A 13,365-nucleotide genomic window follows, 5' to 3' on the forward strand; every position below is an offset into this window, starting at 1 on the left:
TAAAACAAATAAGATGGAAAAATACCTACCAACACTAGAAACCGAACGTCTAATCATCCGTCCGATAAGCCTAGACGATAAGGACTATTTTTTTGCAATGGATTCGCAGGCTGAGGTGCATACCTTCCTCAATAAAGAACCAGTTCAAACCATCGAAGAAATGGAAAAAGCGATCGCTCTCATCCAGCAGCAATATGAAAAGTACGGTATCGGCCGATTGGGAGTTATTGAAAAATCAAGTAATCAGTGGATCGGGTGGACGGGATTTAAATATATTGATGAACTGGAAAACGGTCGTATCGGATTCCTGGATCTCGGCTATCGTTTCAGGGTAGAATCCTGGGGCAAAGGATATGCTACCGAAGCTGCCTTGGCATGTATGCAGTATTATCGCGAGCACCTGACTCATTTTGAGCTCCATGCCATCACCCATATTGAAAACAAAGGATCAAGACATGTGTTGGAAAAAGTGGGTTTTAAGGTCACCGAAGAGTTTGATTTCGAGCGTTGGAATATCCGCTGTTATTGGTATGACCTGATCGAGCAGCCCAAACAAAGCTAATTATGTTAGTTTTAAAAGCTAATTTTTTTAACTTTTTATAGTTTCACTGGGATAAAACAAAATGGTTTTGTATTTTTACACGTTCGAATAAAATAAAATTTCGAACATTTCTGTATTGTACAATTTAATCTATTGCTGAGTAAATGAGTGACGAAACAAACTTCCCAACGGAAGATAACCAAGGAGAATTAGGAGCAGAAAAAACAGAGGGTGGAAGTCAGACAATACCTTTATCGGGACTTTACGAGAACTGGTTTTTGGATTATGCGTCCTACGTAATCTTGGATAGAGCTGTACCCCATATAAATGACGGTTTGAAACCCGTACAACGTCGTATTCTCCATTCCCTAAAGGAAATGGATGATGGACGCTATAATAAAGCTGCCAATGTAATTGGTAACACCATGAAATATCACCCGCATGGAGATGCTTCCATCGGTGATGCAATGGTACAATTAGGACAAAAGGATCTGCTGATCGATTGCCAGGGAAACTGGGGTTTCCCCATTACCGGTGATTCGGCTGCAGCCCCACGTTATATCGAGGGTCGACTTTCGAAATTTGCCAATGAGGTTGTCTTCAATCCCGAAACGACGGAATGGCAACTGAGCTACGACGGACGTAACCGCGAGCCGGTCACATTACCGGTTAAATTTCCATTGCTTCTGGCACAGGGAGCCGAAGGTATTGCTGTAGGTTTGGCGACCAAAATTATGCCGCACAACTTTATTGAACTTATCGATGGCTCAATTCAGGCACTGAATGGTGAACGTCCGAATATTCTTCCCGATTTTCCTACAGGCGGTATGGCCGATGTATCTAATTACAATGAAGGTCAACGTGGTGGAAAAATCCGCGTACGCGCTAAAATCGAGGAGCGGGATAAAAAAACTTTGGCTATCACCGAGATTCCTTTTGGTACAACCACTGGTGGACTTATCGAAAGTGTCGTAACGGCAAATGAAAAAGGCAAAATCAAAATCAAGAAAATCGAAGATAACACTGCTGGAAATGTTGAAATCATCGTACACTTAGCGCCCGGAATATCGCCTGACGTAACGATCGATGCACTATATGCATTCACAGCCTGTGAGGTTTCGATTTCGCCAAATACCTGTGTCATCAAAGATGAAAAACCTCATTTTATGAGTGTCAATGACATCTTGATTGAAAACACCAAAAACACCAAAAATCTATTGAAGCGGGAACTGGAGATCCGTTTAAATGATCTTCAGGAAAAAATCTTCTTCAATAGTTTATTAAAAATATTCATCCAGGAAGGGATGTACAAACATGCCGATTATGAAAATGCCGGTGACTTTGACACGGTCGTACAGGTTTTAAATCGCTTGTTTGAACCATTCTTTGAACAGTTTTATCGCGAGATTCTTCCGGAAGATTATAAAAAATTGATCGATAAACCGATGAGCAGCATTACGCGTTTCGATGTTAAAAAATCGGACGAAACGATGAAGACCCTCGAAAATGAGATCAAAGAGGTTAAGCGGAACCTACGTCAATTGACGGAATATGCCATTGCATGGTATGAAAAACTACGCGAAAAATATAGTAAAGATCGCGAGCGTAAGACCGAGTTACGCATCTTTGATAAGGTGGAAGCTACACAGGTCGCGCTAGCCAATACCAAACTATATGTCAACCGAGAAGAAGGATTCATCGGTTCAGGAATGAAGAAAGATGAGTTCGTCTGCGATTGCTCGGATATCGACGATATTATCGTCTTCCGCGAAGACGGCAAATATGTCGTCAGTAAGATTCAGGATAAGGTATTTGTCGGAAAAGGAATTATTCATGTAGCGGTCTTTAAAAAAGGTGACGAACGAACCATATACAATGTCATCTATAAAGAAGGTGAAACCGGCACAAGTTATATTAAACGTTTCTCTGTAGTGGGCGTGACCCGTGATAAGGAATACGATGTATCAAAAGGATCAAAAGGATCAAAAGTTTTATACTTCACAGCTAATCCAAATGGCGAGGCCGAAGTGGTCAATATACAGCTTAAACCACACACGAAATTACGCAAATTGAATTTCGACATGGATTTCGCCGAGATTGCTATTAAAGGTCGCGCATCTCAGGGAAATATCGTTTCCAAATACCCCGTCAAGAAAATTACGTTCAAAAGCTCTGGTATTTCAACCCTTGCTGGACGAAAAATCTGGTACGACAGCATCATGAAACGTCTCAACGCCGATGAACGTGGTCAGTACCTAGGAGAATTTGATGGTGATGATAAAATATTGGTGGTACTTTCTGATGGTAGTTACGAGCTATCGAACTTCGATCTGAGCAACCACTTTGATGAAAAAATGATCCGTATTGAGAAATTCTATCCGGAACACATTTATACCGTTGTGCATCAAGATGGCAAAAGCGGAACCTATTTCGTCAAACGCTTTAAATTTGACGACCAACCTATCGGTAAACGTATTTCGTTTATCAATGAGGAACCCGGTTCAAAGTTAATACTTATAAGCAATGCTGCAGAGCCAACGGTCAAATTAGATATTTTAAAAGGCAAATCCCAAACAGAGGAAACACTGGAGCAACCATTGACTGAGATCATCGATGTCAAAGGGATAAAGGCACAGGGCAACCGCCTGTCTTTTCATACCGTAAAATCTGTCACTTTGATCACTGCGGATGAGGATCTAAGTGAAAAAGGAAAGGAAAAAGCCGAAGTTGCTTCTGTGGATGGAGAGGCCAAATCGGATGAAACAAAGTCTGAGACATCAACGCCCCAAGCCTCCACGGATGCATCCGACAATAAAAAAGAAGATGATATCAAGTTAGAGATTACCAATCCTGACGACATCCAAATTGATGACAATGGACAAATGGAAATGTTTTAATAAGCTTTCTCCATAAGTAATCCCTATAAGAAAGGCTCGAATATGATATTCGAGCCTTTTTATATTATTGTAGATCGCAGGTCGTTCTCAAAGGTAATCAAGACCTTGTTTCAATCCTCCGGCCCTCTGTTAAATACACAGCATCAATTCGCTGCGCGCAGGCACCAAGTTCCTGCAATAAAGCTTTTAAGCTTTAAATTCTTTCAAGAATTTTTGAAGTTTCGGTGCAATGACCACCGAACAGAACGGATTCTCAGGATGATCATTGAAATAATTATGATGATAGTCTTCAGCCAGCCAAAACGTTGACGCCGGTTCTACGGCTGTGACAATCGGATCCTCGTAGACAGCTTCATTTTCCAATTCATCAATAAAGTTTTTCGCCAAAATCTCCTGTTCTTCATTGTGAAAAAATACCACAGAACGATATTGTGTGCCCACATCGTTCCCTTGACGGTTCAATGTTGTCGGATTATGTGTCTTGAAGAAAATTTTCAACAGGTCCTCATAATTGACCAGTTCATCATCGTATTCCAACTCCACCACTTCCACGTGATCGGTTGTACCTGTACAGACCTGCTCATAGGTAGGATGATCTACATGACCACCCATATATCCAGGTAATACGGATGTCACTCCCTCGGTATTCTGGAAAATTACTTCCGTGCACCAGAAACATCCACCTCCAAATGTTGCTTTCATATTTTTATTGTATTAAGTATTGCGTATTGAGTAGTTAGTATTTAGACTTTACTAAGCCGGCGGCATAGTGTTATTCTATTTTTTCACTTAAACAACGCCTATACAAAGATAATCAATATTAAATTTAATACTCAAAACTCAACGTGTATTCTAAATTAAGTACTGCCTATTGAATAGCAAGTATTTAGACTTTACTTCTCTACCCTCGTGACATAATAGCTACCGTCTTTCTTTTCCAAAGACGACATTTATTACTTATATGCAAATTTGCATCCGGAAAAACGACAAAGCGCAAAGGATTAGGAACCTCCAATCTCATATCTAATTACTAATAATAATGTTTTCCTTTGATCAAAAGATCCTGCTGCTTACTGTCACAGACAGCATACGAAAATCCCTCCTGCAAAGCAAAAGCTCCATACTCACCTTTTTTATTGATCGCCAAAAATCCAACTTGTATCTCTTTGGCAATTGCGGGCTTTTTCTTCACGATACGCATCACCGCTTCCTTGCAGGCATCTTCGGGCGAATACCCCTGACGCATTAATTCGACCACCAAAAAGCTACCAACATTTCGAATAACTTCTTCACCTACACCGGTCGAGGTAGCCCCGCCAACTTCATTATCCACATAGAGGCCAGCTCCAATAATCGGACTATCCCCTACCCGGCCGTGCATCTTAAATGCCATTCCACTGGTAGTACAGGCCCCAGAGATATTTCCCTCCGCGTCCAAGGCCAACATACCTATGGTATCGTGATTGTATTGATTGCCGGGGAGACGCTCCGCAGCAAAAGTTTTATTTTCGATATTCACGACAGGCTTGTATTTCTTCTCCTTTAACCATTCTTTCCAGGCTTTCTCCCCTTCCGGCGTCAATAAGTTTTCCTCCTGAAAGCCGTTTTCTAACGCAAATTGTAATGCACCTTCACCAACAAGCATGACATGCGGTGTTTTCTCCATCACCAAACGCGCGACAGAAATGGGATGTCCGATTTTTTCCATGCCCGCGACAGCACCACAATTGCCATCAGCATCCATAATACAGGCATCTAAGGTCACGTGTCCATCGCGATCCGGATAACCACCTTTACCTACAGTCATATTTTTCAGGTCCGCTTCAGGTACGCGCACCCCCTTCTCAACGGCATCAAGGGCTTTCCCCCCTTTCGATAGAATCTCCCATGCCGCTTTATTGGCCGCAATCCCAAAATCCCATGTAGATATCACGATAGGATATTTCTTCACCTTGACACTAGATGCAATCGCCAACCCTTTTGTATCGAATGCACTCAAAGTACCTATAGCGGTAGCCGCCATAAAACCTTGCTTAATAAAATTACGTCTAGAACTCATATGTAAATTATTTATCTTTTTATATCCCCTTGATCGCATGCTAGCATCCAAGCATGGATATATTATTTTCTGATTTCCATCAACAGAAATGATGTATTCATCGCGATGAAATTCTAAAGACAGACCATAGCCCTATTGGAGCCTCGTAACACACAAACAGGATAAATCACATGCCTACGATACAAGCATATTATCCCCTCTCATCTTACCCCTCCGCGTGCTTGATCCACTTAACGTCCCACCATCCAAAAATACGCAACAGCCCACTTGATCTACTTTTTGGCGTAGGTAACGACAGAAAAATAGTCTAGCCTTCGTCTTAAAACTTCACTACTTAAGTAGAAATGTCTCATAAATCCAATCATTCACTATCAATGAACAATTATACAAAATGGTTTTAGCAAATGGACAAATTAATTAAAATTAAGCCTAAAGATTCGTTTTTTAGCAACATAATATTCAAATCACTTAAAAATCGACAATAAAAATTACATTATATTGTGAATTAATCCTATCTTTAGAAACAAACTAATCAGCATGAAAAACACACTAAAATTTGCGATTTTAGCCTGTGCAAGTCTTATTGGCTCAAGTCATGGCCATGCACAGCAAGTAGATTCCACCACATATTTCAAAATCAAAGAATTGCAAGAAAACGTAAAACGTGAATTTGCACCAGATCGCAGAACAAAAATTGTAGCTATCCAAAAAGCGGATATCCCACAAAATCAATATATCCTCGAGACCACCGAAAAAGATGCGAAGTTCGTGCTGGAACAAAAAGCAAAAGAAATAGCCGCCGATATCCAAATCCAACTATTGCCTGATGCGAGTGTCGAAGGCAAAACTACCGGAGTCATAAAACTATCGGTTGCCAACATGCGCACCTTCCCTGATAATGCTGCTGAGCTCACAAGCCAGGTGTTATTGGGTACACAGGTCGATCTGCTACAGAAAAAAAGTGGCGAATATCGCGTGCGGACACCTGATGGCTACATTGCTTGGATACCAAGCTCATCAATAGCCGTAATGGACAAAACCGAAATAGACAGCTGGAGGCAAGCAGACAAACTGATCTACACAGCTGAATTTGGGAAATCTTATGCCGAAAGTGATGAGAAGAGCCAGCGGGTATCTGATCTGGTTTATGGCGATATTTTAAAATTAACAGGACAGAAAGGCAATTTTTATGCGGTTGCTTATCCCGATGGCCGAAAAGCTTATATCAAAAAAACTGAAAGCCTAACGCTAAAAAGCTGGTTGGACTCACGCCGTCCCACCGCGGAAAATATTATCGCAAGTGCAAAAACGATGTTGGGACTACCTTACTTATGGGGTGGAACATCCGTTAAAGGAGTCGATTGCAGTGGCTTTACCAAGACAAGTTTCTTTATGAATGGTTTTGTCATCCCTAGAGATGCCTCCCAGCAGGTACTGGCAGGCGAAAAGATCGATATCCTTGACGGTGAGGGCCATTTTGACCCGGACAAAGCACTTAAAAACCTTAAACCAGCGGACCTGTTATTTTTTGCCGCTGGAAAAAACAGTAACCCTAACGCGCGGGTAACCCATGTAGCCCTTTATATTGGTAATGGTACCTTTATTCACGCTGCAGGATTAGTCCGGATAAACAGTATGCTAAAAGATTCGCCAGATTACGACGACTTCCAAACGCGTACTGTAGTAGCAGCCCGCCGTTACCTTGGAGCCAAAGATAGTGCAATTCAAAAAATCGCTGAAAACAATTATTATATCAACAAATAAATCGAGATGAGCAACCAATCTGAATGGATCAGCAAAGACTTTGGGGCTTTTAAGTTACGGTTCCGTCCATATACGTTAACATTGCGACATGTTTTCACTGTTGCTTCCTACAGCCGAAGTACAACACCCGTCGTATTGACGGAATTGGAGTACGACGGCATTATAGGTTATGGAGAAGCCAGCATGCCGCCATACCTTGGTGAATCACAGGAAAGTGTGATTACTTTCTTAAATCAACTTGATTTGTCGGCATTCAACTCCCCTTTCCAAACCGAGGAGATTTTGCATTATGTAGATCAGGTAGCCGCTAAAAATACCGCAGCCAAAGCAGCTATCGATATTGCACTGCATGATGTGCTCGGTAAAATGATGGGCCAGCCTTTCTATAAAATATGGGGACTAAACCCTGAGCTTATCCCCCCAACTTCCTACACTATCGGTATCGATACGGAAGATATGATCCGGAAAAAGGTCGCGGAAGCGGATCAGTTTAAGATTCTAAAAGTAAAATTGGGGCTGGATACCGATAAAATGATCATCGAGACTATTCGTCAAGTAACAGACCGCCCCTTATGTGCAGATGTCAATCAGGGCTGGAAAACACGGGAAGAAGCTTTGGAAATGGCACATTGGTTAGCAGAACGAAATGTTGTGTTCCTCGAGCAGCCCATGCCCAAAGAACAGCTCGACGATAATGCCTGGCTGACCGAACGTAGTCCCATACCGACTATTGCCGATGAGGGCTGCCAACGATTGATTGATGTACCGGCTTTAAAAGGCGTCTACAGTGGCATTAACATCAAACTGATGAAATGTACCGGCATGCGTGAAGCCAAACGAATGGCCGAACTTGCACGTTCACTCGAAATGAAAGTAATGATCGGTTGTATGACCGAAACCTCATGCGCCATCAGTGCAGCGGCACAATTGGCAGCTTTGACCGATTGGGCAGATTTAGATGGGGCGCTGCTGATCGATAACGATATCTATGACGGGATGATGGTAGTCAACGGCAACTGCATCTTACCGAACCGTCCTGGAATTGGAATTTCAAGAAAATAACATTACATTCAATGCAATGTTTTTGTCTTAAAGAAAAACATTGCATTGAATTTCGATCGGAATTGCGAGCAACAACCGATTTACCAAAATATTAACAAACTAAATTAATCAATTCACACCTTTTATGAAATATCCATGTTTGAAACAGCGCACTCTCCGATGCAATTCAGCAAGATATTCCATATGGCCTTTAAAAGACAAATAATTTCCATATGAAACCACATGTACTCACAACGTTGTGTCTCATAGCCTGTAGCTCGATGCAGTCTCTATATGCACAACAGATTCAGATTGCTGGAAAAATCACCGACAGTAATGGAACTCCCATCAGTGGAGTTACCATCAATGTTAAAGGATCCACTCAGGGAACATCAACCAACGAACAAGGTTTATTTACACTCAGTGCAAATTCCAATGCCACACTGCTCCTATCTGCGGTCGGATACAATTCCCAGGAAGTCCAGGTCAATGGCCGGAAAACAATCAGTGTTACGCTTGTTGGTAATGAACAGGCCTTGGATGAGGTGATCGTCGTTGCCTATGGTACAGCAAAAAAAAGCACCTATACAGGCTCAGCTGCACAGGTAAAATCTGATGCGATAGATAAACAACCGGTCACATCTTTTGAAAAAGCATTAACTGGACGGGTCGCTGGTTTGCAACTATCAAATGGTTCGGGTCAGGCGGGAGCTACCTCAGCCATACGTATCCGAGGAATTGGGTCAATGAACGCGTCCAACGACCCGCTATATGTGATCGACGGTGTCCCCGTCGTCTCTGGAAGTGTTGGGCAAATGGGAGATTACATCGTCAATACAAACAATGTAATGAGTACATTGAACCCAAGTGATATCGAATCCATCTCCGTACTGAAAGATGCCGCTGCATCCTCCTTATATGGATCTCGGGCCGCCAATGGGGTCATCATCATTACAACAAAAAAAGGTAAAAATGGAGCTCCAAAGATCAATGTCAAATCCTCCATCGGCATAAGCCCATCCTGGGCCACAAAAAATAATGAACCTGCTTCTGTACAAGATCAGATCAATATGCTCTATAGTATCCTCTATGATTCTCGTATCGCATCAGGTCAGACAGCAGAACAAGCAAACAAGAATACGCTCAACCGCTTGAATTCATTGGAATGGAATCCCAACTCTGCAAATTATGGCAAGCCAAACCCTGCCTATGGATTTGGTATCCATGGCTACCAATTTAGTACCGATGGCACATCTCAATGGGAGAATGTCCATATTTCCGGAAAAACTGACGGAATGGAAAACCGGGACGGAAAATATTACGATTGGAATAAAGCATTATTTAGAACAGGTATATTCAATACCAACGATATATCCGTCAGCGGGGCAACAGAGAAGACAAACTACTATGCATCGTTGAACTATACGCAAGATAAAAGCAGAATTATTGAAAATAATTTTGACCGCATTAATGGAAGGGTCAATCTGACACAGAAAATCGGAAAATACCTAGAATTCGGATCCAATATCAACTACGCAAAGAACAAATTAGTCGGCATGAACGATACGCGAAATACAGGAACAAATTACCTGTATCAAACGCGCAATCTATTATGGCAGATGTATTGGCCAACCGATTATAAAACAGGTAAAGAATATACCGCCCGCTATGGAAGTCTTGCTTATAACCCGTTGTATTACAACAAAGAATGGGAGAACTCATCAAAAACAAGTAAAATTTCCGCCATAGAATCACTGACTTTAAAGCTCTTACCAGAATTAACCCTGAAGACGATTTTCTCTTACGATAATACAGAGGTTAAAGACCATATTTATTATAGTGCCAAACATTATAACGGTATGGCAGACAATGGTCGTGTCACCGAAGTTTCCACCTCCATTCAGAAATTGGTCTCATCAACAACGGCCAATTATAATAAAAGCTTCGGGCTACACAATTTGAATTTATTAGCGGGGTTAGAAGCTGAAAAAAACACCACAGACTTTATTCGTGCCACAGGTAAAGATCTTCCGTCCTCATCACTGCACACAGTCACTACTGCAGGTATTTTGGATGCCGCTGCACATTCAGAGGGCTTCAACATGATGTCCATTTTATCCAGAGCTGAATATAATTTTGATGAACGGTATTTTGCCTCAGCTTCCTTCAGAAGAGATGGAGCATCACGATTAGGGCCTGGTCCGCGTTGGGGTAATTTTTGGTCGATCGCAGCTTCATGGAACTTGGCAAAAGAATCTTTTATCAAGGAGACTGAACAAATCAATAGTCTGAGGCTAAGAGGTTCTTATGGAACGAACGGAACTTTACCGACAAGTAACTATGCCTGGAGAAATCTGACCAGTTATTCCAATAAATATATGACACAACCCGGAGGTGGATTAAATAACCTGGGTAATCCCGACGTCGCCTGGGAACTAAATTACCAGACCAATATCGCATTGGAGTTCGGGCTATTTAACAACAAACTTTTTGGCACACTCGAATATTTCAATAGGGATTCAAAAAGTCTACTACAGGATGTTCCGATATCCACAATCACCGGTTTTAAGTCCATCCTGAGAAATGTGGGTGAGATGAACAACAAAGGCTTAGAAATTGAATTAGGCTCAGATATTGTTAAAAATGAAAATTGGAAATGGACTTTAAGTGCCAATGCTACGTTTATTTCATCGAAAGTAACAAAACTATACGGTGGTCAGGATATTGTTTGGTTTGACCCTACCGGTGGAGATAATAGGTCGAGGTATGTATACCGTGAAGGTGAATCTTCCTTGTCTTTCTTTGGGCTGGAATGGGCTGGCACAGACCAAACCAACGGAAAAAATGTATGGTATACCAATGATGGTACGGCTGGTGAATTCATGTTTAATGGAAAAGCGGCAACTTATAATTATAAAAATGCTAAGCAGACAATTATTGGAAATGCCAATCCTAAATTATATGGTGGCATAAATTCGGATATCGACTATAAAAACTTTGCATTGGGATTAAACTTTGCCTACAAGATAGGCGGCAAACTGTACGATGCTACATCAAAAGATGTTGCAGATGATGGGTATTATTGGGAACGGATTCATTCCGAATACTTCGTTGAAGATTCTTGGTCACCATCCAACACGGGTGGAACTTATCCCATGATAACTGGTCGGGATCTAGAAGATGTTAATCAGATCAGTAGTAGACAATTATTTGACGCCTCTTATATCAGACTAAAAAACATATCCTTAAGCTATAGACTACCAAATACCTTATTGAGCCGAGCCGGAATTTCAAATGCCAGACTATATTTTAATGGCAGTAATTTGCTCACGCTTTCCAAGTATAAATACATGGATCCTGAGGTGAATCAATTTGGCACCCGTGGCTGGGAAACACCACTGGCAAAAACATACACTTTCGGTGTTGAATTTAGTTTTTAATGGACAAAAAACAGTAATATGAAAAAGCTTTTTATCGCCTCGTGCATCTCTATATCTTTAGCAATTAGCTCCTGTAGTAATTTTCTGGACGTCACTCCTACAAACATGGGAGATTCCAATACTTCCATACAAACTGCAGCCGACGCGAAAGTTATTATGAATGGATTAATGAGCAAAATGGCAAATGTTGATTATTATGGTAGAAATTTCCCACTTTATGCGGATGCAAAAGGTGGTGACTTTACGATCGCCTCGCAAGGACGTGGTTACGACTACTTATACGTATTTAATCATTCTGCATCATCCAATCCCTATGCGAACATTTGGATCCAAGGATTCCACTCACTGGTACAAATTAATAATCTCCTAGCAGGTATAGATAAACTGGTCAAAGCCGGTTCAACGGAAGATTTTGCTTCCTATAAAGGACAAGCATTAACAGCTAGGGCATTAATTAATTTTGACCTGGTGAGATTATATGGCAAGCCATATAATATGGAGAAGTCATCCTTAGGTATTCCCAATGTCACGAAAGTACTTGAATACAACGCGCAGGAAAAACGCGTCTCCGTCGAAGAAAATTACAAGCAGATCCTGCAAGATCTTAAGGACTCAGAGAGCTTACTGTCTAAGTCAAAAGCAAACGGATATATCAACTATTTTGCCAATAAGGCATTGCAGGCGCGCGTCTATCTCTATATGAACGATTATGATAATGCATTAAAAGCTGCCCAGGAAATAATTGACTCCAAAGTGTATACCTTATACAGCAACGCAGATTGGGTAAAATCCTGGACTAGCATGTTTGGTACAGAATCAATTCTTGAACTTGGTGTTTATCCTAATGAAGCCGATGCAGGTGTCAATTCTCTTGGGGCGATGTTTCGCAGAAAAGGACATGGAAGTGCGGCTATTTTGGGAAATTTTATCGCCGCAGACCCATTCCTAACGAAACTTAAAACTGACGACACGGATGTTAGATGGGGAGTAATGGGATCCGATGAGGTCGGCAGCACGCATCTGGGTGCTTTATATAAGTATAGCGGAAGCACCACTCTTGCCGGAGACAAAAATTCAACGTCAAATAGCACTGCTGTAAATATCAAAGTCATCCGCCTATCAGAAATTTACCTCATCGCTGCTGAATCCGCATTATTGAAATCTTCTCCAGACAAAAACCTTGCAGCAAGCTATTTGAATGCTATTCGTCAAAGATCTCCCAAATTGGATGCGGCAACCTCTAATACAGTTACTTTCGATATGATAGCTGATGAAAGAAGCAAAGAGCTCTTGGGTGAAGGTCACCGATTCTTCGATATGATGCGCTGGAATAAGTCGATCACATTTGACGATGATCTTGGTAATATAAGTACCACCAATAGACCAAAGACTATAGACCGAACGTTTTTCAAAACGATTCTTCCAATTTCCCTGGATGAAATGAATGCGAATCCAGCTATCGCAAATCAACAAAACCCGAGTTACTAAATCATTAGATATTAAAGCGGGGCTGTCCTACCGGGGCAGCCCCGCTTTATCATTTAATTTGACTCCTATCCCCTACAATCTCTTTCCAAATATTGAGATCTATAAGATTTATTTTTTTAGATAGTTTCCTTTTAA

Annotated in this window: 8 protein-coding genes; 6 read left to right on the forward strand and 2 right to left on the reverse strand. The window is 41.4% G+C overall.

What is annotated here, in order from left to right; genetic code table 11:
• Positions 1 to 13 precede the first annotated feature (13 nt).
• Entirely contained in the window at positions 14 to 562 is a 549-nt protein-coding gene (locus BWD42_RS20875) for a GNAT family N-acetyltransferase (protein ID WP_077438344.1), read from the forward strand.
• Between the two features lie 143 nt (positions 563 to 705).
• Positions 706 to 3,438 (forward strand): DNA gyrase/topoisomerase IV subunit A, encoded by a 2,733-nt coding sequence (locus tag BWD42_RS20880; RefSeq protein WP_077438345.1) that lies wholly within the window; start codon positions 706 to 708, stop codon positions 3,436 to 3,438.
• Positions 3,439 to 3,624: 186 nt separating this feature from the next.
• On the opposite strand, the gene msrA is transcribed toward BWD42_RS20880, so the two are convergent.
• Both msrA and BWD42_RS20890 read right to left on the reverse strand, forming a co-directional pair.
• The gene (gene msrA, locus BWD42_RS20885; RefSeq protein WP_077438346.1) at positions 3,625 to 4,140 is read right to left on the reverse strand and encodes a peptide-methionine (S)-S-oxide reductase MsrA; all 516 of its coding nucleotides are present in this window, start codon (positions 4,138 to 4,140) and stop codon (positions 3,625 to 3,627) included.
• Positions 4,141 to 4,468: 328 nt separating this feature from the next.
• Positions 4,469 to 5,497 (reverse strand): N(4)-(beta-N-acetylglucosaminyl)-L-asparaginase, encoded by a 1,029-nt coding sequence (locus BWD42_RS20890; RefSeq protein WP_077438347.1) that lies wholly within the window; start codon positions 5,495 to 5,497, stop codon positions 4,469 to 4,471.
• A gap of 537 nt (positions 5,498 to 6,034) precedes the next feature.
• Between BWD42_RS20890 and BWD42_RS20895 the strand changes: the two genes are divergently transcribed.
• From BWD42_RS20895 to BWD42_RS20910, 4 genes are all read left to right on the forward strand, one after another.
• Positions 6,035 to 7,261, forward strand: a complete 1,227-nt coding sequence (locus BWD42_RS20895; protein ID WP_077438348.1) for a C40 family peptidase — start codon at positions 6,035 to 6,037, stop codon at positions 7,259 to 7,261.
• A 6-nt stretch (positions 7,262 to 7,267) separates the two neighbouring features.
• Positions 7,268 to 8,323, forward strand: coding sequence for a dipeptide epimerase (locus BWD42_RS20900; RefSeq protein WP_077438349.1), 1,056 nt, complete (start codon positions 7,268 to 7,270; stop codon positions 8,321 to 8,323).
• Positions 8,324 to 8,535: 212 nt separating this feature from the next.
• The gene (locus tag BWD42_RS20905) at positions 8,536 to 11,742 is read left to right on the forward strand and encodes a SusC/RagA family TonB-linked outer membrane protein (protein WP_077438350.1); all 3,207 of its coding nucleotides are present in this window, start codon (positions 8,536 to 8,538) and stop codon (positions 11,740 to 11,742) included.
• Between the two features lie 18 nt (positions 11,743 to 11,760).
• Positions 11,761 to 13,230 (forward strand): RagB/SusD family nutrient uptake outer membrane protein, encoded by a 1,470-nt coding sequence (locus BWD42_RS20910; protein ID WP_077438351.1) that lies wholly within the window; start codon positions 11,761 to 11,763, stop codon positions 13,228 to 13,230.
• Positions 13,231 to 13,365: the final 135 nt, after the last annotated feature.

This window comes from Sphingobacterium sp. CZ-UAM (assembly GCF_002000245.1).
GTDB lineage: Bacteria > Bacteroidota > Bacteroidia > Sphingobacteriales > Sphingobacteriaceae > Sphingobacterium.

Coding starts and splice junctions, on each gene's coding strand:
- msrA (WP_077438346.1), bottom strand. CDS start 4,140: ATGAAAGCAACATTTGGAGGTGGATGTTTCTGGTGCACGGAAGTAATT.
- BWD42_RS20905 (WP_077438350.1), top strand. CDS start 8,536: ATGAAACCACATGTACTCACAACGTTGTGTCTCATAGCCTGTAGCTCG.
- BWD42_RS20895 (WP_077438348.1), top strand. CDS start 6,035: ATGAAAAACACACTAAAATTTGCGATTTTAGCCTGTGCAAGTCTTATT.
- BWD42_RS20900 (WP_077438349.1), top strand. CDS start 7,268: ATGAGCAACCAATCTGAATGGATCAGCAAAGACTTTGGGGCTTTTAAG.
- BWD42_RS20875 (WP_077438344.1), top strand. CDS start 14: ATGGAAAAATACCTACCAACACTAGAAACCGAACGTCTAATCATCCGT.
- BWD42_RS20880 (WP_077438345.1), top strand. CDS start 706: ATGAGTGACGAAACAAACTTCCCAACGGAAGATAACCAAGGAGAATTA.
- BWD42_RS20910 (WP_077438351.1), top strand. CDS start 11,761: ATGAAAAAGCTTTTTATCGCCTCGTGCATCTCTATATCTTTAGCAATT.
- BWD42_RS20890 (WP_077438347.1), bottom strand. CDS start 5,497: ATGAGTTCTAGACGTAATTTTATTAAGCAAGGTTTTATGGCGGCTACC.